At 48.6% G+C, this 25,828-nt stretch carries 22 protein-coding genes and 1 tRNA gene; 22 read left to right on the forward strand and 1 reads right to left on the reverse strand.

The annotated features are described in order from the left end of the window. The first annotated feature begins 68 nt into the window (after positions 1-68). The 12 genes from ESZ91_RS11030 to ESZ91_RS11085 all read left to right on the forward strand — a co-directional run bounded on the left by ESZ91_RS11030 (position 69) and on the right by ESZ91_RS11085 (position 13,561). Positions 69-392, forward strand: coding sequence for a hypothetical protein (locus ESZ91_RS11030; RefSeq protein WP_129227255.1), 324 nt, complete (start codon positions 69-71; stop codon positions 390-392). A gap of 6 nt (positions 393-398) precedes the next feature. Beyond that, positions 399-488 carry a potassium-transporting ATPase subunit F gene (locus ESZ91_RS11035; protein ID WP_129227257.1) on the forward strand — a complete coding sequence of 30 codons (90 nt, stop codon included), beginning with the start codon at positions 399-401 and terminating at the stop codon, positions 486-488. 26 nt (positions 489-514) lie between these two features. After that, a complete protein-coding gene (gene kdpA, locus ESZ91_RS11040; protein ID WP_129227259.1) occupies positions 515-2,200 on the forward strand; it encodes a potassium-transporting ATPase subunit KdpA in 1,686 nt (561 codons plus the stop codon). A gap of 12 nt (positions 2,201-2,212) precedes the next feature. Further along, entirely contained in the window at positions 2,213-4,288 is a 2,076-nt protein-coding gene (gene kdpB, locus ESZ91_RS11045) for a potassium-transporting ATPase subunit KdpB (RefSeq protein WP_129227261.1), read from the forward strand. A gap of 12 nt (positions 4,289-4,300) precedes the next feature. Next, the gene (locus tag ESZ91_RS11050) at positions 4,301-4,945 is read left to right on the forward strand and encodes a potassium-transporting ATPase subunit C (protein WP_129227263.1); all 645 of its coding nucleotides are present in this window, start codon (positions 4,301-4,303) and stop codon (positions 4,943-4,945) included. Beyond that, entirely contained in the window at positions 4,942-6,468 is a 1,527-nt protein-coding gene (locus tag ESZ91_RS11055; protein ID WP_129227265.1) for a hypothetical protein, read from the forward strand. The genes ESZ91_RS11050 and ESZ91_RS11055 overlap by 4 nt, the downstream gene beginning before the upstream one ends. Before the next feature lie 121 nt (positions 6,469-6,589). Then, positions 6,590-7,708, forward strand: coding sequence for an aldo/keto reductase (locus ESZ91_RS11060; protein WP_129227267.1), 1,119 nt, complete (start codon positions 6,590-6,592; stop codon positions 7,706-7,708). A gap of 11 nt (positions 7,709-7,719) precedes the next feature. After that, on the forward strand, positions 7,720-8,304 hold the full coding sequence (locus tag ESZ91_RS11065; protein ID WP_129227269.1) for an ECF transporter S component: 585 nt from the start codon (positions 7,720-7,722) through the stop codon (positions 8,302-8,304). Further along, positions 8,297-8,707 carry a DUF1893 domain-containing protein gene (locus tag ESZ91_RS11070; RefSeq protein ID WP_129227271.1) on the forward strand — a complete coding sequence of 137 codons (411 nt, stop codon included), beginning with the start codon at positions 8,297-8,299 and terminating at the stop codon, positions 8,705-8,707. Before ESZ91_RS11065 ends, ESZ91_RS11070 begins: the two co-directional genes overlap by 8 nt. A gap of 330 nt (positions 8,708-9,037) precedes the next feature. Beyond that, positions 9,038-9,928, forward strand: coding sequence for a Fic family protein (locus tag ESZ91_RS11075; RefSeq protein ID WP_129227273.1), 891 nt, complete (start codon positions 9,038-9,040; stop codon positions 9,926-9,928). 17 nt (positions 9,929-9,945) lie between these two features. Further along, positions 9,946-12,285, forward strand: coding sequence for a UvrD-helicase domain-containing protein (locus tag ESZ91_RS11080; protein ID WP_129227275.1), 2,340 nt, complete (start codon positions 9,946-9,948; stop codon positions 12,283-12,285). Between the two features lie 244 nt (positions 12,286-12,529). After that, positions 12,530-13,561, forward strand: a complete 1,032-nt coding sequence (locus ESZ91_RS11085) for a hypothetical protein (RefSeq protein WP_129227277.1) — start codon at positions 12,530-12,532, stop codon at positions 13,559-13,561. A gap of 70 nt (positions 13,562-13,631) precedes the next feature. On the opposite strand, the gene ESZ91_RS11090 is transcribed toward ESZ91_RS11085, so the two are convergent. Beyond that, positions 13,632-13,706 (reverse strand) — tRNA-Arg (locus ESZ91_RS11090). A 427-nt stretch (positions 13,707-14,133) separates the two neighbouring features. Here ESZ91_RS11090 and ESZ91_RS11095 point away from each other — a divergent pair. The 10 genes from ESZ91_RS11095 (at position 14,134) to ispH (ending at position 25,824) form a co-directional block, all read left to right on the forward strand. After that, a complete protein-coding gene (locus ESZ91_RS11095; protein ID WP_161971154.1) occupies positions 14,134-15,843 on the forward strand; it encodes a VanZ family protein in 1,710 nt (569 codons plus the stop codon). A gap of 118 nt (positions 15,844-15,961) precedes the next feature. After that, positions 15,962-17,347 (forward strand): carboxyl transferase domain-containing protein, encoded by a 1,386-nt coding sequence (locus ESZ91_RS11100; RefSeq protein WP_129227281.1) that lies wholly within the window; start codon positions 15,962-15,964, stop codon positions 17,345-17,347. Positions 17,348-17,357: 10 nt separating this feature from the next. After that, positions 17,358-17,696, forward strand: coding sequence for an OadG family protein (locus tag ESZ91_RS11105; protein ID WP_129227283.1), 339 nt, complete (start codon positions 17,358-17,360; stop codon positions 17,694-17,696). Between the two features lie 12 nt (positions 17,697-17,708). Then, positions 17,709-18,068 (forward strand): biotin/lipoyl-containing protein, encoded by a 360-nt coding sequence (locus tag ESZ91_RS11110; protein ID WP_129227285.1) that lies wholly within the window; start codon positions 17,709-17,711, stop codon positions 18,066-18,068. 12 nt (positions 18,069-18,080) lie between these two features. Then, positions 18,081-19,274: a sodium ion-translocating decarboxylase subunit beta gene (locus ESZ91_RS11115; RefSeq protein WP_201270910.1), complete on the forward strand. Its 1,194-nt coding sequence runs from the start codon at positions 18,081-18,083 to the stop codon at positions 19,272-19,274. A gap of 58 nt (positions 19,275-19,332) precedes the next feature. Then, positions 19,333-20,751, forward strand: coding sequence for a pyruvate carboxylase subunit B (locus tag ESZ91_RS11120; protein ID WP_129227287.1), 1,419 nt, complete (start codon positions 19,333-19,335; stop codon positions 20,749-20,751). A 66-nt stretch (positions 20,752-20,817) separates the two neighbouring features. Further along, positions 20,818-22,038, forward strand: a complete 1,221-nt coding sequence (locus ESZ91_RS11125) for a BaiN/RdsA family NAD(P)/FAD-dependent oxidoreductase (protein ID WP_129227289.1) — start codon at positions 20,818-20,820, stop codon at positions 22,036-22,038. A 25-nt stretch (positions 22,039-22,063) separates the two neighbouring features. Then, complete coding sequence (gene cmk / locus ESZ91_RS11130; protein ID WP_129227291.1) at positions 22,064-23,065, forward strand: (d)CMP kinase; 1,002 nt, start codon at positions 22,064-22,066, stop codon at positions 23,063-23,065. 9 nt (positions 23,066-23,074) lie between these two features. Then, a complete protein-coding gene (locus tag ESZ91_RS11135; RefSeq protein ID WP_129227293.1) occupies positions 23,075-23,704 on the forward strand; it encodes a lysophospholipid acyltransferase family protein in 630 nt (209 codons plus the stop codon). Beyond that, entirely contained in the window at positions 23,701-25,824 is a 2,124-nt protein-coding gene (gene ispH / locus ESZ91_RS11140) for a 4-hydroxy-3-methylbut-2-enyl diphosphate reductase (RefSeq protein ID WP_129227295.1), read from the forward strand. The genes ESZ91_RS11135 and ispH overlap by 4 nt, the downstream gene beginning before the upstream one ends. Positions 25,825-25,828: the final 4 nt, after the last annotated feature.

Here is a 25,828-nt window from a genome sequence, read left to right on the forward strand (position 1 = left end):
TGAAAAATCCATACGTACTTTTAATGTATTTTATTATAAAATTGTCATGAATCAAGGAGGTGGAGCGCATGCTGACGAAAAAAGCACAGCCGCCCGTCGACCCCGTTCTGGGGCTTGCGGCGCAGGCGATCGAAACGGGCGAATATTCCCGCGCCCGCCAACTGCTCAAAGAGTCGATGGCGAACGATATGGAAAATCCCGAAACGTATAATCTGCTCGGGATCAGTTATGAAAAAGAGGGCAATTTATTGAAGGCCTCGCGGTTTTACAGGGTCGCATATTATATGGATCAGACCTTTCAGGCGGCCGCGGATAATCTGGAGCGGGTATGCCAGTTCTGGCGCAAAGATTCCAAAGATATTCAATGGGGCTTATCGATCGACGGGAGGTAATGGAACATGGTTGTCGTAACGATCATATCCGCAATTCTGGCTGCGGGACTGCTCGGATACTTATTCTTTATGCTGTTTCACAGCGACAAGCGGTAAGACAAATTTTAACGGAGGCTTTTTGAATGATCGAAAGTGTTATCTTCACCGCCATACAGGACATCGTGTTTTTCGCGCTGTTCGTCGGGATCGCGATTTTCTTCGGGTTTGCCTTTTTCAGGATCTATAAAGGGCAGCCCGTTTTCATGAAGAGAGCGAGTATGGCGACGGAAAAAGGATTTTACAAGGCAATGGGCGTTTCGCCCCGCGAAGAGATGACGGCAAAAAAATATGCGTTCAGCGTGTTGCTGTTCAGCCTTTTCGGTTTGATACTGATGATGGCGATTCTGATGGGGCAGGCGTTTTTGTTCATGAACCCCGAACAGATCGGCGGCATGAGTTGGCATCTGGCCTTCAATACGGCGGCGAGTTTTATCACCAACACCAACTGGCAGGCATATTCGGGTGAAACGCAGGCGAGTTATCTTTCGCAGATGCTCTGCATGACCGTGCAGAACTTCTTGTCCGGCGCGGTGGGCATCGCCGTATTGTTTGCGCTTGTGCGCGGTTTTACGCGCAAAGAATGCAAAACGGTCGGCAATTTCTGGGCGGATCTCACGCGTATAACGCTCTTTATGCTGCCCGTATGTTTTATCGGCGCGCTGGTGCTCGTTTCCCAAGGCGTGCCCCAGACGATGAAGGGCGCGGTCACCTATGTGTCTTTGGAAGGGGAAACTTCAAAACTCTATTTGGGACCCGCGGCGGGACAGATCATCATTAAACAACTGTTTACCAACGGCGGCGGATTTTGGGGCGTCAATTCGGCATATCCTTTTGAAAATCCCACGCCGTTCGCGAACCTTTTGGAAACGCTCTCACTCGTGGTGATTCCGGGAGGTCTGTGCTTCACGTTCGGCAGAGCGGTCCTGGATAAGAAACAGGGCGTCGTTCTCTTTAAAGCGATGTCTTTCATTTTCTTCGCCTGCCTCATCGTCTGCACGACCTTCGAATATCTGTTTTCGCAATTTCCGCAGAGCGTGTCGGGTATCGGCAATATGGAAGGTAAAGAGGTGCGTTTCGGCATAGGCGGCTCATCTTTATGGGCGGTCGCGACCACTTCCGTTTCCAACGGTTCCGTAAACGCCATGCACGACAGTTTTACTTCCATCGGCGGAATGATCCCCATGTTTTTGATGATGCTCGGCGAGATCGTGTACGGCGGCGTCGGCTGCGGGCTATACGGCATGATCGCGTTTGCTATCCTTACCGTGTTTATCGCGGGGCTGATGGTGGGCAGAACGCCGGAATATATCGGCAAGAAAATCGGCGCGTTCGATATGAAAATGGTTTGTCTTGTCATTCTTACGCCTGTTTTGTGCCTGCTTTTGGGCACGGCGTCGACCGTTCTTCTGGAAGAGGCGCCCGAATGGCTCACCAACAGCGGCGCGCACGGATTTTCCGAGATACTGTACGCTTTCGCCTCGATGGCGAATAACAACGGCTCGGCGTTCGCAGGTTTTTCCGCGAATACGGTCTGGACGAACGTAGTGGGCGGCGTCGTCATGCTGCTCGTGAGATTTATCCCCATGACGGCCACGCTGTTCCTTGCCGGCAGTCTGGGCAGAAAGAAGATCGTGCCGCAGTCGGACGGAACGCTCTCCACGAGCAATTCCATGTTCGTCGGGCTTTTGATCGCCGTCATCATTATCATCGGCGCGCTGAGTTTCTTCCCCGCGCTGGCATTGGGACCCATCGCTGAATTCGTAGGCTAAGGAGAATTCGATATGAAACGTGAAAAACAAAAAAAGAGCGGCTTGATCGATAAAAAGATCGTGCTCGGCGCGACCGTGCAGTCGCTAACTAAACTCAATCCGAAAGTGCAGATACAAAACCCCGTCATGTTCATCGTCTATTTAGGCGCAATCTTTACGACGATCTTGTTTTTCCTCTCTCTGGGCGGCATAAAAGACGGAGGCAGTTGGTACATATTCGGAATTTCCATCATCCTTTGGCTCACTTCGCTGTTCGGTAACTTTGCCGAAGCAGTTGCGGAGGGCCGAGGCAGGGCGCAGGCGGAAAGCCTGAAAAAGGCGCGCCGCGACGTCATTGCCCGAAAACTTGTGCGCGCCGAACTCGAATCGGAATATTCGGAAGTCAAGAGCAATCAACTGCGGGCGGGCGATATCGTGCTCGTCAAGGCGGGCGAGCAGATCCCCATGGACGGCGAGGTTATCGTCGGCGTGGCGAGCGTGGACGAAAGCGCCATTACGGGCGAATCCGCTCCCGTCATCCGCGAATCGGGCGGAGACAGGAGCGCGGTCACGGGCGGGACTACGATCACGAGCGACTGGCTCATCATCCGCGTCACGGCGGAGGCCGGTAACAGTTTTTTGGATAAAATGATCGCCATGGTCGAAGGCGCCAGCCGTAAAAAGACGCCCAATGAAATCGCGCTGCAAATACTGCTCATCACTTTGACCATTATCTTTTTGGTCGTCAGCGCCTGTCTTTTGCCCTTTTCGAAATTTTCGGTGGATCTTGCGGGGCAGGGGGAGCCGGTCAGCCTGACGAATATCGTCGCGCTGCTCGTTTGCTTAGCCCCGACGACCATCGGCGCGCTGCTCTCTTCGATCGGTATCGCGGGCATGGCGAGGCTCAACAAAGCCAACGTCCTCGCCACGAGCGGACGCGCCATCGAGGCGGCGGGCGACGTGGACGTGCTCTTATTGGATAAAACGGGTACCATCACTCTGGGCAACCGCAGGGCGAGCGAATTTATCCCCGTCGGCGATACGAGCGAAAGCGATCTCGCCGCGGCGGCGCAACTCTCTTCCATTGCGGACGAAACCGCAGAAGGGCGCAGCATCGTCGTGCTTGCGAAAAACAGATTCGGTATGCGAGGCAAAGAGATTGCCAAACTGAATGCGAAATTTATCGAATTTACAGCCAAAACGCGCATGAGCGGCGTGGATATCGGCGACGTCCATATCCGAAAAGGCAGCGCAGATGCGATCAAAGCGTATGTACAGGCGCAGGGAGGCGTTTGCGACAAATCTTGCGATGAGATCGTGGAAAGAGTTGCGAACGAAGGCGGCACGCCGCTTCTCGTTGCGCAGAACGAAAAGATCCTCGGCGTCGTTTACTTAAAAGACGTCGTAAAAGAGGGTGTCAAAGAGAAATTCGAAGATCTGCGCAAGATCGGTATCAAGACGATCATGATCACGGGCGATAATCCCATGACGGCTGCGGCGATTGCCGCCGAGGCGGGCGTGGATGATTTCGTTGCGGAAGCGACGCCCGAAACCAAACTCGCGCTCATCAAAAAATTACAGGAAGAAGGTCACCTCGTGGCAATGACGGGCGACGGGACCAACGACGCGCCCGCGCTCGCGCAGGCCGACGTTGCGGTCGCCATGAATTCGGGAACGCAGGCGGCGAAAGAGGCGGGAAATATGGTCGATCTGGATTCCAGCCCGACGAAACTCATCGAGGTCGTGCGGATCGGAAAACAACTCCTGATGACGCGCGGCGCGCTCACGACCTTTTCCATCGCGAACGATATCGCCAAATACTTTGCCATTATTCCCGTATTGTTTGCGGGCATCTACCCCGGACTGGAAGCGCTTAATTTCATGCGGCTGACCAGCCCTACGACCGCGATCCTTTCTTCGGTCTTATATAACGCGCTCATTATCGTGGCGCTGATACCGCTTTCCCTCAAAGGCGTTCGTTATAAGGAACAGCCCGCGGGTAAAATGCTGAAACATAACCTTTTGATCTACGGGGTAGGAGGGGTGATCGCGCCTTTTCTGTTCATCAAATGTTTCGATTTGCTGCTCACCGTCTGCGGCGTGGCGTAAAGGAGGTCAACTATGCAGGAAATTACCGAAATCGCGGGCGAGGCGCCCGTCAAAAAGAAACGCTTTCAAACGGCCCGTGCGGCGATCGTTTGCCTTCTGATCTTCACGGTCCTGTGCGGCGTGGTTTATCCCATTACCCTGACTTTGGTATCGAAAGCGGCGTTTCCGTACGAGGCCGAAGGTTCGCAGATCGTCGTGACGTTGCCCGACGGTACACAGAGAGTTTACGGCAGCGAACTGATCGGGCAGAATTATGAAAATCCGAAATATATGTTCGGTCGTGTGAACACGGGCGCGCCGAGCAATCTGTCGCCCGAAAGCGACGAATATCAGGATCTTTTGAACGAGCGCATTGCCGAACGCAAGGAAAAACTTGCGAAGATCGGATACGCCGATACCGATAAAATTCCTTCCGAACTCATCACAGCGAGCGGCAGCGGCGTCGATCCGCACATTTCGCCGGCAACGGCTGAATTCCAGATCCCTGTGATCCTGGCGGCGAGAAACGCGGATAAGGGCGAGGATGAGGAAAAACTGACCGAAGAAGATCTGCGCGCGATCATTGATAAATATACCGAAGGCAGATTCCTCTGGATATTCGGGGAAAAGCGCGTCAACGTGCTTCTCGTGAACCTTGCTCTGGACGGACTGCTATGATTGCCGCGCGGGGCAAACTGAAAATCTTTTTCGGTTATTCGGCTGGCGCGGGCAAGACCTACGCCATGCTGAAAGCCGCCCAAGAGGAAAAAAGCGCGGGCGTAGACGTGGTGATCGGATATCTGGAACCGCACGATCGGCCCGAAACGCTGAAAATGGCGGAGGGACTGGAAGTTCTTCCGCTGAAAAAAATACAGTACCGCGGCATTACGCTCAACGAATTTGACGTGGACGCTGCGGAGCGCCGCCGCCCGAAGTTGCTGCTTGTCGACGAGTTGGCGCATACCAACGCGCCCGACTGCAAAAACAGAAAACGCTATCTGGATATAGAGGAAGTGCTCAACTGCGGGATCGACGTCTATACGACCGTGAACGTACAGCATATCGAAGGTCTGCACGATCTGGTGGATTCGGCGACGTCGGTAGATGTCAACGAACGCATCCCCGACGAGATTTTCGACTATGCGGACGAAGTCGTATTGGTGGATATCGAGCCCGACGCTTTGATCGAGCGCATGCGCGAGGGAAAGATCTATCCGAAAACGCGTGCGAAAGCGGCGCTGGAAAATTTTTTCCGCGCGGACAATCTCTCTTCTTTGCGCGAACTGTTCATGCGGCGGAGTGCCGACCGCATCGAAAAACAGGTGAATCACGGCGAGCGACGCACGAGAATACTCGTTCTGATCAGCCCGTCGCCCTCCTCGCAGAAGACCATCCGCGTGGCGGCGCGCACAGCGGAAGCGTTTCATTGCAAATTTTCCGCCATGTATGTGGAAACGAACGGCGCGCTGAGCGACGAAGCGGCGGCAAATCTCAAAAAACACATGAATCTCGTGCGCGATACGGGCGGAGAGATCATCGTAAAATACAGCGATGACGTTGTTGAAACGGTAGCGGATTACGTGCGGCTTGCAGGCGTCACGCATCTTATCCTCGGTAAGACCTGGCAGTCGGCAGGCAAAAAAGTTGGGCTGGAAGATAAATTTATCGAAAGGCTACCAAATCTGGAAATTCTGATCGTGCCGGATAACCAAAGGTTTTACGCGAAAAGAGCGTACAGGCAAACGCTGTTTGCCCGACTGTTCAACCGCAATAAATTACTGCAAAAATATAAGACGGCGAACAGGATACTCGATATCGCGCATTTACTCGAACGGGCTTCTTTGGAAGAATCGGAAAAAAATAAGCGGCAGGTACAGATCGCGCATATTTTGTCGCGCGCTTTTGACCGAAGCGTCGCTATATTGTCCGTAAAAGGAAAAAGCACCGCCGCTGTAAAGGGGGAGAACGTCGGATTTTTCGGCGAAGGCAACGAAACCGCCGTTGCGGAATGGTGCAGAAAAAATCATAAAGCGGCGGGGCGGGGAACGGATACGCTGCGAGAATCCAAAGCAATTTACTTTCCCGTAACGACGAATACGGAAACGGTCGTCGTAGCCTTTTCCTGCATGGAAAGGAAACTTACGGTGACGGAAAGACTGATTTTTTATCAGTTGGAAAATTTACTGCGCATGATTTTATAAAAGAGGGCGATCGCCCTCTTTTTATGCATACGGCGCATGATATAATATGAAAAATAAGTATTGGACATTGCGACGTTCATGTAGTATAATAATCCCGTGAAATTTTAACGGGAGGAAATTTATGGCTTATCTGGGAGAAGATATCAAAAAATTAGGCTTCGGAATGATGCGCCTGCCGCAGAAAGACGGGGCGATCGATATCGGGCAGACCAAAGAAATGGTCGATCTGTTTCTCGGCGCGGGATTTACATATTTCGATACCGCCTGGGCATATGCGGGCAGCGAAGATGCCGTCCGTCAGGCACTGGTCGAGAGATATCCGCGCGAACGGTTTCAACTGGCGACCAAAAACGCGGCTTGGATCAACTGCAAGACGCGCGAAGAAGCAATTTCGCAGTTCGATACTTCCTTAAAGCAGACGGGCGCGGGCTATTTCGATTTTTACCTTTTGCATAATCTCGGGGAAAGCAGAACGCGCTGTTTCGACGAATTCGACCTTTGGACGTGGATACTGCAAAAAAAGGAAGAAGGGGCGATACGCCACGCGGGATTTTCTTTCCATTCCACGCCGCAGGAATTGGACGAGATCTTAACGGCGCATCCTGAAATGGAATTCGTGCAGTTGCAGATCAACTATGCCGATTGGGAAAACCCCGCCGTACAGTCGCGCGCGTGCTACGAAGTCGCCCGAAAACACGGTAAACCCGTCGTTATTATGGAACCGGTCAAGGGAGGAATGCTCGCGTCGCCGCCCACGGAAGTGGAAAAGATTTTAAAAAACGCCGAGCCGAATTCTTCCAACGCTTCATGGGCGATCCGCTTTGCGGCGAGTCTCGACGGAGTCGTCACCGTTCTTTCGGGCATGAGCGATCTTGCGCAGATGCGCGACAATCTTTCCTATATGACGAATTTTACTTCGCTGAGCGATAAACAGAAAGCGACGCTTGCCGCCGCACAGCAAGAACTGAATAAAATGCCGCTCATTCCCTGTACGAACTGCAACTACTGCGCGAAAGTCTGCCCGAAAAACATCGGAATATCAGGCACTTTCACGGCGATGAATTATCTGACGATGTATCGAGACAGAGCACTCGCCGCGTCGCAGGAAAACTGGCTCGTGGAAGGTCACGGCAAGTCGCGGGCGGCTGATTGTATCCGTTGCGGCAAGTGCGAGGTTGCCTGTCCGCAGCACATATCCATCCGTCGCGAACTGGAAAAAGCGGCTGCTGCATTATATTGAGAGGAAAAAAAATGATCGAATCGATTTTAGTAAAGAAAAATGTTTCGTTAAAGGCAAAAATTACGATCAAAAGCCTGATATCTGCGGGCGTCGTTGCGTTTGCCGTTCTTTTGCCGCAACTGGTGCACATATGGGCAGGCTCTGCGGGCGGAGTACAGTGGCTGCCCATGTATCTTCCCGTCCTGCTCGGCGCCTGTCTTTTAGGCGTTTGGTGGGGGCTCGGCGTGGGGATCGTTTCGCCTGTCGTCAGTTTTTTAATTACTTTCGCCATGGGCAACCCCATGCCTGCGGCTGCGCGTTTGCCTTTCATGATCGCGGAACTTGCGATGATCGCAGCAATCGCCGGTTTATTTTCCCGAAAAATAAGTCAAAACGGATGGATGGCATTTCCCGCCGTGCTTCTCGCCTTTGTCGGAGGGAGAATATTTTTTCTCCTGCTCGCCGCGATCTTCCAAAATATCGCGCCCTTTACGGCGGCAGCCGTATGGTCGCAGATCACGACGGGGCTTCTCGGACTCGTTGTGCAGGCGGTTTTGGTGCCGTTTTTGATCTTGGGGATCCGTTATCTTGCCGATCGGGACAAAAATCATGACTGATTTGGAAATGGCCGTGCAGAATCTGGCGGGGCATACGCTCTGCCTTTGCCGCGATGGTATGTGCATATTTTCGGAAAGACGCGGGATTGCCCCGATGATGGATTTGATCGCCTCGCATGCGGACGTGACAGGATATGCGGCCGCCGACCTGGTCGTCGGCAAGGCGGCGGCATTGCTGTTTGTTTATGCGGGTATCCGCGAAATTTATGCGGAAGTCATATCGGATGGCGCAGTCCGCATCTTAAAAAAGTACGATATTCCTTTTCGTTTCAGCAGGCGTACGAAACAGATCGTGAACCGAAAGGGCGACGATATCTGCCCCATGGAAAAAGCCGTTCAATATATCGATGAACCCGAACCGGCGCTTTCGGCGCTTACAAACGCTATACGCAATATGACGTAAAAAGAGACCGCTGCCACCAGCGGTCTCTTTGGTACTCCCGCTGGGAATCGAACCCGGAACGGCCCCTTAGGAGCAATTAGAAAGAGCGTTTATCGCGTACAATTCAGGCATATTCAGCCGTTTTGTGCGTTATGAACGCTTATTTTTTTACTCTTTTTTCGTAATGTTTGGTAACTTTCATCTTGTATATTTCTGTTCGGGTGTAATTCGGGTGTAAAATTGAAGGTGTAAAGATCTTCCGACAACGGCAAAAATATTGTAAATTTGGTGTGTTGACTATTGCTTTTTTGCCGATAAAGTGCTATACTTATAAGCGAGGTGTTTTTGTATATGAAATATTTATCTGTAACCGAAACGGCAAAGAAATGGAATATATCGGAACGGAGCGTCCGTAACTACTGCGCATTGGGAAAGGTTGACGGTGCGTTTTTAACGGGCAAGACTTGGAATATCCCCGAAGACGCGCAAAAGCCCGACAGAGTTAATAAGAAAATAGAATTGCCGACTACCCTTTTGGAAGTGCTTACGGCGGAAAAAAAGGCAAAACTTTCGGGCGGAATTTATCACAAGGTACAAATCGAATTGACGTACAATTCCAACCATATCGAAGGCAGCCGCTTAACGCATGACCAAACGCGCTATATTTTTGAAACGAACACAATCGGTATTGACGGCGGAGCGGTAAAGGTTGACGACATTGTGGAAACGGCAAATCACTTTAAGTGTATCGACTTGATTATAGAAAACGCTAAAAAGCCGATTACGGAAACTTTTATAAAAGAATTACACCGCACATTGAAAAGTGGAACGACGGACGCACGTCAGGATTGGTTCGCCGTCGGCGATTACAAACGATTGCCGAACACCGTTGGCGATATGTTCACGGCGCAGCCCGAAGAAGTTGCCGAAAAAATGAAGGAACTGCTTTTCGAGTATAATGCGAAGAAAGAAAAAACTTTCGACGCCCTTTTGGACTTTCATTACAAATTCGAGTGTATCCACCCTTTCCAAGACGGCAACGGACGCATCGGCAGACTTTTACTATTCAAAGAGTGCCTAAAATACAATATCGTTCCGTTCATTATCGACGAAGAATTAAAACTGTTCTACTATCGCGGCTTAAACGAATGGCAAAACGAGCGCGGTTATTTACGCGATACCTGCCTAATGGCGCAAGACAAATTCAAACTTTACCTTGATTATTTCAAGGTTCAATATTAACAATACAGGAAAGTTATATGACGGATAAAAATTCGATGAGATTCGATTTCGGGCAAGCAAACGACGAACAGAAAAAAGCGATACAGCATATTGACGGACCAGCTCTTATAATCGCAGGTCCCGGCACGGGCAAGACTTTTACTCTTGTTAAAAGAGTTGTTTATCTTATCGTCGAAAAAGGCGTAAAACCAGAAAATATTTTGATTGCCACCTTTACGGAAAAAGCGGCAAAAGAGCTTATTACGCGTATCACAAACGAACTTATCAGGCTTAATATAAACGTAAATATAAATGAATTGTATATCGGTACGATTCACTCTATTTGTCTGCGGCTGATAAAAGAAAATGTCGAATTCACGAGATTAAAAAAGAATTATCGACTTATGGACGAATTTGACCAAAAATATATGATTTACAGAAACCATAAGATATTTGATGAAATTCCGAATTTAGAGCTTATAGCCGATAGATTAAGTCCTTGGGAAAAATCAAAGCAGCTTGCATATTATTTCAATGCTATATCGGAAGAAATGATAACCGTGGAAGATTTGTTAAAGGACAACGATGCGGCTGTTCAAGTGCTTGCCCGTGCTTATGAAGTATACTTAAAACTACTTGACGAAGAAAACGCTATGGACTTTTCGTCCATACAGGTTATCGCATATAATTTGCTAAAAGACCACGACCTGATACGCAATAAAATTCAAGAGCAAATACAATACGTTATGATTGACGAATATCAAGATACTAACTATGTTCAAGAACAGTTGATATTTTTGATAGCGGCAAAACATCACAATATCTGCGTTGTCGGCGACGACGACCAAGGCTTATATCGGTTCCGCGGCGCAACGATAAGAAATATTCTGGAATTTCCCAACAAGTGGAAAGACTGTGCGAAATTTAACCTTATAGAGAACTACCGTTCCGAAAGAGATATAGTTAATTTTTATAACGATTGGATGCAAAGCACCGAATTAAGTGGCTTTAAATGGCAAAATTTTCGTTATGAAAAAGCAATAAAGCCTTCCAAGAAAAACTTAATCGAAGGTGTACCGACGGTTGTTAAAGTTTCGGGACAAAGAAATTTAGAGAACTGGGGCGACAATATTATTGATTTTATCAATAAGTTAAAAGCAAGCCATACAATTACCGACTACAATCAAATAGCTTTTTTATTCCGTTCAGTTAGAAACGACCGCGTAAAAGCCCTTGCGGATTATCTGGAAAAACACGGCTACAACTATATGAAGTTACGCTATGAAGTAAACATACAGGCTTGTACGCTTGCCAATGCCTTTGCGGGTAAAGCCGTGAGCAAAAATTGGAGTAGCGATCTTGCCGAACGGATAGGCGTTCCGTTCGACGAATTGTTTAACGAAAAGATAACCGAAGAACCTTACGCATACGAAACGATACACAAATTCAAACGCATAATCCGAGCGGTACTTTCTCTTGCAAAGAAAAACCGTTTGGTTACGGATAACTACGCTTCGGCAGACTATATCAATTTTCCGAAACGTCCGCCACATAAAATCGAGTGCATGACCGACGAAGATGCCAAACGCTTTTACAAGTTTATTTTGGACTATCCCGATATTCGTTACAAAACGGCTATGTTATTATTTTTGCTGACAGGCTTTCGGCGCGGCGAAGTTGCAGGGCTTGAATGGAAAGACATTGATTTCGAGAAAAGCGAAATTACGGTATGTCGTTCGGTAACTACCGTAAAGGAATTTGGAATGATAGAAAAAGAACCGAAAACGGATATGTCGAAACGAACGCTCGCCGTACCCGAAGTATTGATTGAAACGTTAAAAGAGTACCACGAATGGCAAATTAACCGCCGCGCTGAACTCGGAGATTATATGCAGGAAAATGATTATCTTTTTACGCAGGAAAATGGCAAACGACTTTATCCGAGTACCTTTACGGGTTGGCTGAATAAAATGTTGCGCGAAGCGAATATCGACCACTATTCGTTGCACAGTTTAAGACATACGAATATCACTTTACAGATTGCCGCAGGTATTCCTATTGTAACCGTTTCCGCAAGAGCGGGACATGCCCGCACGAGTACGACGAGCGACATTTATGCCTATGCTCTGCGCAGTACCGACAGGATTGCGGCGGATAAGCTCGGCAGTATCTTTTCGGACGAGCAAAAGCCCACAGAATCCCCGAAACCTACCGAAGAAGAACCTTTATTCGATGTGGACGAACAAGCCGTTATGGCTGAATTTAAGCGTATGAAAAGCGAAATGAAAAGGCTCGGCTTTGAAACTATGGAAGAATACAAAGAATATCTCGAATTTTTGGAAATGAAGAAAGCAAAAAAGAAAGATTTTCAAATGTGAAATTTTCTATATATAAAAACAATTCAAATACACCGAAATCTTTTTGACTTGAATAACTTTTAGTGCTATAATATTAAATACATAAGAGTTAAACAGATTTGTGATGCTGTTTTTCTACCTATGAATCCGTTTGGATTGGAGTGGTGGTTAGCACTTGTGTATAATGCTGAATAATCAATTTAGCCAAGGCATCCTCACGCTATATTGTAGGGTGCTTTAATTATTGGCAATTCGGAGGTTGATTATGAAGAAAAATAGTAAGGCACGTTTTAATAATATGGCACTTTATAAGGCTATGGACAATTTTTATGATGATCCGCAAGCACAAATATTGTGTTGCAAAGCGGGAGTTCAAAATTGTCCGGCAGAAGACACACGTTATTACGGCGTATTTTTAACTAATTGTAAAGATAATGAAATTAAAATAGATATTAAGCGATTTGAAAAAATTCTTGGGTTACCGAAAAATGTTAGTGCGGTAATAAAAGAACGTACCGGACATTATTTTGTCCCTGCAAAAAAAGATTACTATGACTATAATTGCAATATATTTTTTGAAGTGATTGCAAAAATAAAAAAAGATTGGAAAGAAGAATATAAGCCCTTAATCGATAAGGCAATTAAAGATATACCCGATGCGGAGTATCGCTTTGAAGATATGTGCGGGATATTAGAACCCAATGAAGCGGTTACTAATTCAATGATTTTACAGGCTAAGGCACAAGCAAAAGTACAAGCAAGGCGTAATCGTTTATATTTGAGCCTTTATGCGCAGTTTTTTCATCAAATGGTATCTCAAATAGAAGCCATTACAGTATCGGTATTAACAAATAACGGTTATGAAGGGGATCGTTTCGATAGAAATGTTTTTTACGCTTTCAAGGGAGCTAACCAAAGCAAAATAAAAGAATTAAATGGTTTTATGGAATACGATACGCTTTATGCGATATGGCATTTTATTAAGCATAATAGTAAATCGACTTATGATACGCTTTTAGAAATTGCTCCCGAAATTTTAGTTAAAGACGCAACGAATAATGAAAAATTATTGAACTATAAGCAAGGCGATTTAGCAATATACTATATAAATTTTACAAATGAATTAATAGAAAAATTATTGAACCGAGTTCAAACTTTTTTTGTTGAATATTGCAAAATTGTTTTTGGTGAAAACTATGACGAAGCGCAATGGAATTATAGTAAGTTTTTCCTTTCGAAAGTAAATGATGAAATTGAAATGCTGCAAAATCCGTTAGGTCTGCCAGATTGGATATAAAAGCAATCAAAAATATATTTTATAAAAAACAAAAAAATCCGAAACTTATTAAAATAAGTCTCGGATTTTTTGGTACTCCCGGCGGGAATCGAACCCACAAAGCCTCCTTAGGAGGGAGGTATTATATCCATTTAATTACGGAAGCATATTCAGTTTGGAAGATAATTCTCAATCTCGAAAAATTAAGAAATATCCGTTCGGGTGTAAAAAAGATGTAAATACGTTTGCGGCAAGCCGTTTTGTCGGTTAAAAACCGCCGAAAACACACCTTTTTGCACCATTTTGCCCATAATCTCTCGGATATAGCAACCCCTTAGGAGGGGGCTGTTATATCCATTTAACTACGGAAGCATGTATTCTGTTTACTCAATATATATTACTATAATTCGCGCAAAAAATCAAATAGTTTTATATGATTCATAAAATAAATGTATAAAAACGTTGATAAAATACGCGTGAAACTATATAATGGTAACATAGAAATAAAAAGGCGGGAATTGGTTTTGGAAAAAAGGCGCTCGAAAACGAAAATATTTTTCAAAAATTTCTTTTTGGCAGGACTGATTGCGCTGATGCTGATACTCAGCGTCGAATCGTTGATGCCCGGGGAAAAATCGGCGGAAAGCAGCAACGGTGTGAGCGATAAGGTCGACGAGGTCATAACCGATATGACTGCGGACGCAATCAAAAAAATCCCGCCGCAATCCGTCCGTATATTGACGGGCGACGAGTCCGCGGAAGTTCTTATCCTGAACTGTAATTCGACGTTCACGCCGGAAATACAGATCTTACCTACGAATACCTCTGTCAATTATCGCAAAACGGTCTGGACGTCGAGCGCGGAAAATATCGTTTCGGTAGACGCAAACGGTCAACTGAACGCGAAAGCGATCGGTACTGCGACGGTCACGATTTCGTTGGAGGGGTATGAATCTGTCAATGACAGCATCGAAATACAGGTAGTGGAAGTTTTCGCGAATGATTTACAATTGCATCTTACGACAAGCGAATTACCCGTAGGAAAGACCACGGCACTGAAAGCGGCTTTATCGCCTGCAAACGCGACTTCCCGCGGTCTTACATATAAAAGTTCCGACAAGGAGGTCGCCGAAGTATCGTCCGCAGGGATCGTGCGTGCGAAAAAAGAGGGTAAAGTAACCATCTCGGTTTCCTATCTGTCGCTGACAGATAAAAACGGAGAAAAGTTTGCAATTACCAGGGAAGTGACCTTGACGGTCGTGCCCAATACCGAACCGAATATTCCTTTGGAAAAAATTGAATTGTTTCTGGAAGACAACGGCTCGATATTTTACGATGAGGGAAAAGATCAATACTATGTATTTGCGGGCGAAAGTATTTCGCAATCCGTGACCTTGGCTCCCGCAGACGCGACCGACCGTCTGCTCGTATGGTCGAGTTCGGACGCTTCCGTTTTACAGGCGGGCGGCGAGGACGGAACGTGTACTCTTACGCCTTTGAAAAAGGGCTCGGCAACGATCCGCGTCAGCGCGGCTGCAAACTCGAATGTTTCGACGGAATTCACGCTTGAAGTCCGTAACAGGACGCTCGGCGCCGTGATCGGCGTGCAGGGCGGCAAATCGGAATTGAAACCGACCGATCGGCCGAACGTATTTACTTTGAATATTTCGGCGGGCGCGCGCGGTATTCTCTTCGCGGTTTCCGCCGCGACGGAAGAATTTTACATAAAGTATGACACCGACGAACGTGAAATCGCAGAGATCTACGAGGACGGTACTTTGTCTACCTACAAATCTTCTGCGGGCACAGAGGAAGGTTATGTCACGTTGAAGATAATCGTTTCCGACAATGATTCGTTTTCTTCGGACGGAGGGGGACTGTGCGAAACGTATGAAGTCAGACTCACCGTCTCCAAGCAGACGTTCAGCGAAAACGTGAGCGGCTGGGCGCTGTTTATCCGAAAACTGTTCGGGCACTTCGGCGCGTTTTTGGTATTAGGCATTTTTGCGGCGGGCACGTTTATTTTGTTTTCCAAAAAAAATTGGAAATCACTGCTCATCGGTTTTTTCTTTGCGATCGTTTTCGGCTTTACCTTTGCCTGCGTAACGGAATTATTCCAGATGGATATATTTACGAGCGGGAGGCACGCGTCTTTCGACGACGTGGTCATCGATTGCAGCGGGTATATGCCCGCGGTCCTCGCGATCTACGGAGCGGTTTTAATTACATGGTTCATCATTGCGATCGTGCGGAAAAGCAAGAAAAAGAGAGATATACAAGACGATTTGAAAGGGGCGGAATAAACCGCTCCTTTTTTATTGTGTAACTTGTGAAAATCATGAGTTATAAATTTGATTTTTTGACAAAAATGTTTTATAATAGTATTCGGTAGAAATTGGTCAATAAGCTAATGGAGGTATTATGGATAAAATCAAGTTGCTGCAAACGAGGCGCTCCAAAGTATTGGAGGCGGGAAGCGAGATACGTAAAACGATTTCCGAACTCGTAGATGCCGACAGTTTTGTGGAACTTTCCGGGTACAGTTTTTCCAAAAACGAGTTTTACGGAGAGGATGCCGAAGGCGAAGGCGTGGTCACGGGATTTGCGACCGTAGAAGGGTATCCCGTTTACGTCGCGGCGCAGAATATTAAAGTGATGAGCGGCGGCGTCAGCAAGGCGAACTGCGAAAAAATCTTGAAATGCCTTACCTTGGCGGAAAAAAATTCGACGCCCGTCGTCTATATTCTCAACAGCCTCGGCGTTCAAGTCGGCGAAGGCGTCACCGTTCTGGAGGGGCTTGCCTCCGTTTTGGCTAAATCCGCGCGTTTGCACGGCGTCGTGCCGCAATTTACGATCGTGAAAGGCGAAGTGTACGGACAGGCCGCGCTGTTTACGGCGAACGCGGATTTCAATTTCTTTTTAAAGGAAGGCGTTCTGGCTGCCAACAGCCCGCTCGTCATTTCCGCAAAGAGCGGCAAAAATCTTCCCAAAGAGGAAGTTGGCGGCGCAAAGGCGCTCGATAAAACCAACCTCGTTTCCTTTACCGCGGAAAACATGGCGGAGATCCGCTCGAAGATCTTTAAGATCATAGACCTTTTACCCGATTACAATTCGGTAGTCGTGGAAAACGGTGCTGACCTCAATCGGGCGAACGCGAAACTCAACCAGCAATGTTCTTCCGACGAACTTGTAAAGGCTGTCTTCGACGCCGAAAGTTTTGTCGAGGTCGGCAACGCATATTCGCCCGAAGTAAAATGTATTCTGGGCCGCGTGGGCGGCGTATCCGTTGCGGCTGTCGTATTTGACGGTGAAGAGGGAACGGAACTCGACCAGTATAACATGGCGAAGATCAATTGGTTCCTGGAATTTGCAGCCTATTACAGCCTGCCTTTCATAAGTTTTGCCGACACGCTTTCGGTTGCGGCGAATACCTGCGTGAACAATTCGCTCGTTTTAAAACAGATATCCAAATTTATGGAGAATTTTGAACTGCTTGAAAACGCCAAAATTTCCGTCGTCTATAAAAAGGCCGTCGGCATGGGGTACACGCTTTTTGCGGCGAAATCCATGGGGTATGATTATACGTTGGCGTTTGCGAATGCGAAGATAGCGCTGTTTGACAGCGTGGCGGGTGCGGAGATTGAACTTGCCGCCGACGGGAGAACGCGCGAAAAATTGGCGGAAAAATACGCGGATGAAAATTCCGACCCCGTGAACGCGGCGAAAGACGGATATATCGACGATATCATCGAACCGCAGTTCGTAAAACAGTATCTGATAGCAGCGCTGCAAATGCTGCTCAAATGAGGTGTCGGGTATGAATTTTTTATTACTCGCAGAGAGCGCCGATAAGGTCGTTCAAAGAATTTCCATTCCCGAAAGCCTTCTCTATGCGCTTATAGGTTTCGTTGTCACGTTCCTGGGTATCGCAATACTGATATTTTTCGTTTGGGCGATGGGAAAGGTCATGGGAGTCGTAAATTCCCGTAAATCCGAAAAGAGCAAAGAGACATCCCCGGAGCCCGCCGTTGAGACGACTGCGGAGGACGGGATCAGTGAAGAAATAAAAGTTGCCATCATCGCGGCCATCGCCGCCTATTACGACGGGGAAAATACTTCCTGCGAATTCAAAGTCAAGAGAATCAGACGTTTATAAGGAGATAAAATCATGCGTAAATTTATAGTAACCATCAACGGAAACGATTATGAAGTCGGAGTAGAAGAAATCGGCGCCGAAGAACGCGTCGTAAACACGATTGCAGCCGCACCCGTAGCGGCTGCCCCCGCGCAGCAGGCGGCGCCCGCTGCGGCGGTAAACGGTGAAAAAATTCTTTCGCCCTTTCCCGGACTCATCAAAAAACTTCTGGTCGCGGAAGGTTCAGCAGTGAAAAAGGATCAGCCCATCCTCGTCCTCGAAGCGATGAAAATGGACAACGATATCACCGCTCCCTGCGACGGCAAAGTTTCCTTTAAAACGGCTGTCGGCAACAATGTCGAAACGAATGCAGTTCTGGCCATCATCGGTTAATAGGTGGCGTATATGCAGTCGGGTTTACTTTTAAATATCGGCGAGATGTTTAATAACTTATGGGAAGCATCAGGTTTGTCGCAGGGAAACTGGCAAAACTACGTGATGATATTGATCTCGTTCGTTTTAATGTATCTCGCGATCGTGCGGAAATTCGAGCCGTTGCTCCTGCTGCCCATTGCTTTCGGTATGTTTATCATCAACATCCCGGGTGCGAGAGAAGTCGTGTGGGGCGTGACCGATGATGCGGGGCATTTCGTCGAAGGCGAGGACAGGGGGCTTTTAGGCTACCTTTATTTCGGCGTCGAAAAAGTCATTTATCCGCCGCTGATCTTTTTGGGCATCGGCGCGATGACTGACTTCGGTCCGTTGATCGCCAATCCGAAAAGCATGCTGATCGGAGCGGCGGCGCAGTTCGGCGTATTCTTTACATTGTTCGGAGCGGTCGTTTTAGGATTCGATGCCGCTGCCGCGGCTTCCATCGCCATTATCGGCGGCGCGGACGGGCCTACGGCGATTTATCTGACGCAGGCGCTGTCTAAGTTTACGAACGAAGACCTGCTTGCGACCATCGCCATAGCGGCCTATTCGTATATGGCTCTGATCCCGATCATCCAACGGCCGATCATGAAAGCGCTGACCACCAAAAAGGAACGCGCCATCAAGATGAAACAACTTCGTACGGTCACCAAACTGGAGAAGATCATATTCCCGTTATTGGTGACGCTGGTCGTAGGGCTGTTGCTCCCCGATGCGATCCCTTTGCTCGGCATGCTCATGCTCGGAAACCTTATGAAAGAGAGCGGCGTCGTGGATCGCCTGTCTTCGCAGGCGCAGAACGGTCTGATGAATACGATCACGATCTTCCTCGGGATATGCGTTGGATGTAAAGCGTACGGAGAAGTATTCCTCGCGTTCAGTACTTTGAAAATCATTTTGCTGGGACTGTTTGCGTTCTGCATGGGAACTGTCGGCGGTCTGTTGATGGCAAAACTCATGAACAAACTTTCGGGCGGAAAGATCAATCCTTTGATAGGTTCTGCGGGCGTTTCGGCGGTGCCGATGGCGGCGCGTATATCCGAAAACGTAGGCAGGGAAGCCGATCCGAACAATCACTTGCTGATGCATGCGATGGGGCCGAATGTGGCGGGCGTGATAGGGTCCGCGGTCGCGGCTGGTTTCCTGCTCGCATGTTTCGGCGGCTAAACAGTCATTGCCGCAGATATTGCGGCAGAAGTATTCAGTTTGAATCAGGAGAAATATCATGGCTGAAAATAAAACGAAAAAGGTATTGATCACCGATACCATCTTGCGCGACGCGCATCAATCGCAGGCGGCGACCCGTATGAGGATCGACGAAATGATCCCCGTGCTGTCGCAACTGGACGATATCGGATATTATTCTTTGGAGGCGTGGGGCGGCGCCACCTTCGACAGTTGCCTCCGCTTTTTGAACGAGGATCCGTGGGAAAGATTGAGAACGCTGAAAAAGTATCTCAAAAAAACGCCCATTCAAATGCTTCTGAGAGGTCAGAACCTTTTGGGCTACCGTCATTATTCTGACGACGTCGTTGAAAAATTCGTCGCTAAATCCATCGAAAACGGCGTCAGCGTCGTCCGCGTGTTCGACGCGCTGAACGATCCTCGAAATCTGGAAACTTCCATGAAGGCGATCAAAAAATACGGCGGCATCTGCGAGGCGGCGATTTGCTATACGACCAGCCCCGTGCATACCACCGCTTACTTTGTAAAACTCGCCAAACAATTGGAAGACATGGGCGCGGACAATATCTGTATCAAGGATATGGCGAACCTTTTGCTTCCTTATACGGCGTTTGATCTCGTTACCAAACTTAAAAAGGAACTGAAACCCGAAACCAAGATTCACCTGCATACGCATAATACGGCGGGTACGGGCGATATGATCAACTTGAAAGCCGTAGAGGCGGGCTGCGACATCGTGGACACCGCGCTCTCTCCTTTGGGGAACGGAACCTCCCAGCCCGCGACGGAACCTTTCGTGGCGACGCTGAAAGGCACGCCGTACGATACGGGCATCGAGATCGAAAAACTCGTTCCTATCGTCAATCATTTCAAGGGCGTTGCGGAACGTCTGAAAAAAGATAAATTCCTTTCGCCGAAAGTTTTGCAGATCGATATCAACGCGCTGATTTATCAGGTGCCGGGCGGTATGCTGTCGAACCTGATCTCCCAACTCGCGCAGCAGAATAAGTCGGATAAACTTCCCGAAGTATTGGCCGAAGTACCCAACGTACGGAAAGACTGCGGCTATCCTCCGCTGGTCACGCCCAGTTCGCAGATCGTGGGTACGCAGGCGGTCTTGAATGTCGTGTGCGGCGAACGCTATAAAATGGTCACCAAAGAATTCAAGGGGATCTTGAAAGGCGAATACGGCAAACTGCCCGCCGAACCCGATCCTGCGATCGTCAAAAAGATCGTGGGTGACGAAAAGCGCATTACGTATCGTCCCGCGGACGATCTCAAACCCGAATACGACCAGTTCAAAGCGGAAATTTCCGAATATATCGAGCAGGAAGAGGATATCCTTTCCTATGCCGTGTTTGGTCAGGTCGCGATCAATTTCTTCAAATGGAGAAAAGCGCAAAAGCAGGGCGTAGACAAAAACCTCGCCGCGAATACGGACAAAGTCTATCCCGTATAATTACCATAGGCGCCTTATCGGCGAAGGCAGTCATTGCCTTCGCCGATATTCTATCAAGGATTTAATATGAAAAGAGTCATCGTTATCGGCGCGGGAGCATCGGGTCTTGTCGCGGCGTATTTCGCCGCAAAGCGGGGCAACGAAGTGATCGTGATCGAAAAAAACGAGAAATGCGGTAAAAAAATTTATATTACGGGTAAAGGGCGCTGCAATATCACGAACGATATTCTCCCCGAAGATTTCCTCTCGAACGTCGTTACAAATCCAAAATTTTTAACGGGCGCAGTGTATTCTTTTCCTCCGCAAAAGTTGATGCGGTTTTTAGAAGACGGGGGACTGCGACTGAAAACGGAACGGGGAGGCCGCGTGTTTCCGTTGTCCGATAAGGCGAGCGACGTTACGAAATGTTTGGAGAACTATTGCAAAAATGCGGGTGTTTGTTTTCATTTTAACGAGCAAGTGCAGGAAATTTGCGTTTTGCAGAGTACTATGTCAGACGTAATTACAGATAAGGCTCGCTATGCCTGCGACGCGTGCATCGTTTGTACGGGCGGATTGTCCTATCCGGGAACGGGCAGCACGGGAGACGGGTACGCTTTTGCCAAACAACTGGGACATACCGTCGTTCCCGTTACGGCCGCGCTATGCGGGATAAATTTAAAAGATACGGATACGGCGCCGTTACAGGGACTGTCGCTTAAAAACGTTTCTGTTTCAGCCAAAAGGGGCGGAAAGGAGGTCGGCTCGTTTTTCGGGGAGATGCTGTTTACGCATTTCGGGATCTCGGGACCGTGCGTATTGTCCTTATCCAGTCTGATCAACCGTTTCCCGATGTCGGAAATCGAAATTTTCATCGACCTGAAACCCGCGCTTGATGCGCAGACGCTCGATAAGAGGATCTTGCGCGATTTCGAAAAATATAAGAATAAAATGCTGATTCACGCGCTAGACGAACTTTTGCCGAAATCATTGGTGCCGGTCGTCGTCGCGAGAAGCGGGATTTTACCTTCGACACCCGTCAATACGGTTACGAAAGCGCAGAGGGGGCATTTGCTGGAAACGATCAAGCGCTTTACATTGCGCCCTTCGTCGCTGCGCGGAATACGGGAATCGATCGTGACGGCGGGCGGCGTGGACGTAAGGGAGATACACCCCAAAACGATGGAAAGCAGATTGGTCAAAGGACTGTATTTCTGCGGAGAGGTACTTGACGTAGACGCCTTTACGGGCGGTTACAATCTGCAGATCGCGTTTTCCACGGGATATGCCGCGGGAAATAACGTATAACTATAATATATAAGAAGAGGTTTTCATGAAAGCAATCCGGGGAGCAACGACGATATCGGCCGATACGCCCGCAGAGATCAAGGACGCCGTCGGCGAGTTGTTGATACAAATGCGTGAACAGAACGGTCTGACGGACGAAAATATGATCTGCATTCTGTTTTCCAACACGTCTGACATCAAGAGCGCTTATCCCGCCAAGGCGGCAAGGGAAGCCGGCTTTTATTCCTGCGCGCTTTTTTCTTCTTTGGAACCCGAAATCGAAGGGGCGCTTCCGCTGTGCATACGCGTGATGATCTTGGCGGAGATCGAAAATCCGGTGCCAGTATATCTTCGGGGAGCCGCCAACCTTCGCAAAGATCTCAAAAAATTTGCGGTGGCGCTCGACGGCCCGTCAGGCAGCGGCAAGAGCACCGTGGCGAAAATGCTCGCCCGAAAACTGAATATTTTATATCTCGACACGGGCGCCATGTATCGAGCATGCGCGCTGAAAGCGATCGGCGAAAAAGTAGAACGCTTCACCGAGGACGCGGTGGCGCCACTCATAGAAAACATATCGCTCAACATACAATATACGGACGGCGCGCAGCGGACGATCTTGGACGGGGAAGACGTATCGGAAAAGATACGCCGTCCGGAAGTTTCCATGGCGGCGTCCGCCATTTCGGCGCTGCCTTGCGTGCGAAAAAAAATGGTGGAGATGCAGAGAGAGATCGCGCGGAAAATGTCCTGCGTTCTCGACGGACGGGATATCGGAACGCACGTTCTTCCCGACGCTCCCTTCAAATTTTTCGTGACGGCGTCGAGCCGCGTCCGCGCGAAACGCCGCTACGACGAACTCAGACAAAAGGGATACGACGTCGAATACGACAATGTGTTGCAAGAGATCGAAGAACGGGACTACAACGATTCGCACCGTGCGTTTTCTCCGCTCCGACAGGCGGAGGACGCCGTCGTCGTGAATACGGACGAAATGAACGCACAGGAAGTGCTCGATTTCATCGTGCGCAAGATCCAGGAAAAAGTATAAGAGGACATTATGTATAAATTTTTGAAAGGCTTTTTAAACTTCATCGTGCAGATCATCTATCCCTATAAACTGTACGGAAAAGAAAAAATCGTAAAGGGGCAGGCGTGCGTTCTGGTCGGGAATCATTATCGGCTGTGGGATATCATTCATATGGCCTGCACGACCAAAGACCAGGTGCACTTTATCGCCAAACAGGAACTGTTCGACAAAAAGTTGATCGGTTATCTCGCCCGCAAAATCGACGCGATCCCCGTCACAAGGGAAGGCAACGACATCAAGGCGGTCATGACGGCGCTCAAATATCTGAAAAACGGCGAAAAGATATCTATTTTCCCCGAAGGGACCCGCAACCGTACAGACGCCGACCTTTTGCCCCTCAAAGGGGGCGCGGCGCTGTTCGCCATCCGCGCCAAAGCGCCCATTTATCCCGTCATGATGGACGGTAAAACGAGGCTGTTCCGCCGCACGCGCATCGTCGTGGGGGATCCCATCGATCTGACGGAATTTTACGACCGTAAAATGACGGCGGAGGACTACGCGAAGGCGGAAGAGATCATACGCGACAAGATGCTGGAGATCATTCACGGATTTCAGGCGGAACGCGCGGCGAAATCGGAAAAGAATAAGAAGAAAAAATGAAACTGTTTGTAGCAAAAAACAGCGGTTTCTGCAAGGGCGTGAAAAGCGCCGTGGAAACCGCCATGAATATCGACCCCGTCAATACCTTTTTATTGGGCGAACTCATCCATAACGAACTTATCAACGACGCCGTGCGTGCGCGCGGCATCGTCACCGTTGAAAGCGTGTCCGACGTTCCCGACGGCGCGACGCTGATCATCCGATCTCACGGCGCGGGAAGAAAGGTTTTCGGGGAATGCGAAAGGCGGAATATCCGCGTCGTCGACTGCACCTGTCCCTTTGTCAAGAGGACGCAGGACATCATCGACGGATTAAACGGCACGGGAAAAACGCTTGTCGTCGCGGGCGAGAGTCCGCACCCCGAAGTCGTCGGGCTTTTGGGCTGGTTCGAGGGGGAAACCGTCGTGATAAACGATCCCGACGATCAACGAATTTCCGCGCTTTCAGAAAAAAATTTGGCGATCGTGAGCCAAACGACCTTCTCGGAAGAAAAATTTAATAAAATTATTAAAAATATTGCAAAAGTTTGCAAAAAAACAGTTGAAGTTTTTAAAACAATTTGTTATACTACTAAAGAGCGTCAGAGGGAGGCGGAAAGACTCTCGTCTGTATGCGATGCGATGCTCGTAATAGGCGGTTTGAACAGCAGCAATACCAACAAATTATACGACATCTGCAAGCGCAACTGCGGGCATGTTTTCCGGTACGCCGACTCGGGCGAATTCGAAGCAGAAAAAATTAAAAAATTTAAAAATGTAGGTCTTGTGCTCGGCGCATCCACGCCGGACACGCAAACTCAGGAGGTTCTTTTTAAGATGGATAGTATCGACACAGAAGTGAAAGCAACGACCATGAACGAAATGGATGAAGTCGTTGCACAAATGGACAACGGACAGTCAAAATTAAAGAGGGGGCAGCTTGTAACTGCAATTATATCTTCGGCTTCGGACGAAGGCGTGGCTGTGTTGTTACCGTTCTTCAAAAAAGAAATACTCCTCGAAAAATCCGAAATCGAATGCGAAGAATACAAAAAGGAAGACTTCGCGGCGAAAGTCGGCGACGAGATCGAACTGATGGTCGTTTCCACCAATCCCGTCAAACTTTCCCAGAAGATCATTGCCCAGATCAAAGAAGAAGAGGGCAAGATGCAGGCGATTTCGGACGGCGAGGAATTCTCCGTTGTCTGCACAGGTTTCAATAAGGGCGGTCTGGTTTCCTCTATGGGCACCTATTCGGTTTTCGTTCCCGCGAAAGAGATCCGCATGGGCTATGTCAAAGAACTCGACAAATACGTCGGTAAAAAACTGCGTCTGAAAGCGCTCGAGATCAAAAAGAGCGACCGCAAAAAGGAGATCATCGCTTCCCAGCGCGTGATTCTCGAAGAGGAAAAGAACGCGAGAGACGCCGCCAAAGCGGAAAAAGAGGCTGAATTCTTTGCCAATATTCACGTGGACGACGTTGTGGAAGGCAAGGTCGAGCGCGTGACCAATTTCGGCGCGTTCGTATCCGTCAACGGTTTCGACTGCCTCGCGCACATCTCCGATCTCTCCTGGTCGGGCGTCAAGAATGTGACCGACGTTTTGGAGATCGGCAAAAAATACGATTTCATCATTTTGAAAGTCGACGAAGAAAACAAGAAAGTTTCCATCGGCTATAAACAGTTGCAGCCCCAGCCTTGGGATCTTGTGGCTGAAAAATACGCGACAGGCGACACCGTGCACGGCAAGGTCGTCCGCATCGTTCCTTTCGGAGCGTTTGTGGAGATCGAAAACGGCGTAGACGGTCTGGTCCACGTTTCGCAGATCTCTCACGAATGGCTGGAAAATCCCACCTCAGTGCTCACGATCGGCGAAGAGGTCGACGCCAAGATTTTGGTGCTCGATCCCGCGAACAAGAAAATGACCCTCTCTATCAAAGCCCTGCTGCCCGAACCCGAGGTCACGAAAGTGCGCCCCAGACGCGAGGACGGCGGCCGTGAAGAGAGAAGTGACAGACCGAGAAACAGAAAGCCCCGTGCCGCATCCAGAGACAGAGAAGAAGACGACTTCCGTGAATGGACCGAAGGCGGAGTCGGCGGCGCTTCCATTGCGGAGATGTTGCAAAACAAAAACGATAACTAAGAAA

Origin of the sequence: Candidatus Borkfalkia ceftriaxoniphila (genome assembly GCF_004134775.1) — a bacterium.
Classification (GTDB): domain Bacteria; phylum Bacillota; class Clostridia; order Christensenellales; family Borkfalkiaceae; genus Borkfalkia; species Borkfalkia ceftriaxoniphila.

Coding starts and splice junctions, on each gene's coding strand:
- kdpA (WP_129227259.1), top strand. CDS start 515: ATGATCGAAAGTGTTATCTTCACCGCCATACAGGACATCGTGTTTTTC.
- ESZ91_RS11080 (WP_129227275.1), top strand. CDS start 9,946: ATGACGGATAAAAATTCGATGAGATTCGATTTCGGGCAAGCAAACGAC.
- ESZ91_RS11115 (WP_201270910.1), top strand. CDS start 18,081: ATGCAGTCGGGTTTACTTTTAAATATCGGCGAGATGTTTAATAACTTA.
- ESZ91_RS11095 (WP_161971154.1), top strand. CDS start 14,134: ATGCTGATACTCAGCGTCGAATCGTTGATGCCCGGGGAAAAATCGGCG.
- ESZ91_RS11035 (WP_129227257.1), top strand. CDS start 399: ATGGTTGTCGTAACGATCATATCCGCAATTCTGGCTGCGGGACTGCTC.
- ESZ91_RS11050 (WP_129227263.1), top strand. CDS start 4,301: ATGCAGGAAATTACCGAAATCGCGGGCGAGGCGCCCGTCAAAAAGAAA.
- ESZ91_RS11110 (WP_129227285.1), top strand. CDS start 17,709: ATGCGTAAATTTATAGTAACCATCAACGGAAACGATTATGAAGTCGGA.
- ESZ91_RS11125 (WP_129227289.1), top strand. CDS start 20,818: ATGAAAAGAGTCATCGTTATCGGCGCGGGAGCATCGGGTCTTGTCGCG.
- cmk (WP_129227291.1), top strand. CDS start 22,064: ATGAAAGCAATCCGGGGAGCAACGACGATATCGGCCGATACGCCCGCA.
- ESZ91_RS11120 (WP_129227287.1), top strand. CDS start 19,333: ATGGCTGAAAATAAAACGAAAAAGGTATTGATCACCGATACCATCTTG.
- ESZ91_RS11055 (WP_129227265.1), top strand. CDS start 4,942: ATGATTGCCGCGCGGGGCAAACTGAAAATCTTTTTCGGTTATTCGGCT.
- ispH (WP_129227295.1), top strand. CDS start 23,701: ATGAAACTGTTTGTAGCAAAAAACAGCGGTTTCTGCAAGGGCGTGAAA.
- ESZ91_RS11065 (WP_129227269.1), top strand. CDS start 7,720: ATGATCGAATCGATTTTAGTAAAGAAAAATGTTTCGTTAAAGGCAAAA.
- ESZ91_RS11085 (WP_129227277.1), top strand. CDS start 12,530: ATGAAGAAAAATAGTAAGGCACGTTTTAATAATATGGCACTTTATAAG.
- ESZ91_RS11105 (WP_129227283.1), top strand. CDS start 17,358: ATGAATTTTTTATTACTCGCAGAGAGCGCCGATAAGGTCGTTCAAAGA.
- kdpB (WP_129227261.1), top strand. CDS start 2,213: ATGAAACGTGAAAAACAAAAAAAGAGCGGCTTGATCGATAAAAAGATC.
- ESZ91_RS11100 (WP_129227281.1), top strand. CDS start 15,962: ATGGATAAAATCAAGTTGCTGCAAACGAGGCGCTCCAAAGTATTGGAG.
- ESZ91_RS11070 (WP_129227271.1), top strand. CDS start 8,297: ATGACTGATTTGGAAATGGCCGTGCAGAATCTGGCGGGGCATACGCTC.
- ESZ91_RS11060 (WP_129227267.1), top strand. CDS start 6,590: ATGGCTTATCTGGGAGAAGATATCAAAAAATTAGGCTTCGGAATGATG.
- ESZ91_RS11135 (WP_129227293.1), top strand. CDS start 23,075: ATGTATAAATTTTTGAAAGGCTTTTTAAACTTCATCGTGCAGATCATC.
- ESZ91_RS11030 (WP_129227255.1), top strand. CDS start 69: ATGCTGACGAAAAAAGCACAGCCGCCCGTCGACCCCGTTCTGGGGCTT.
- ESZ91_RS11075 (WP_129227273.1), top strand. CDS start 9,038: ATGAAATATTTATCTGTAACCGAAACGGCAAAGAAATGGAATATATCG.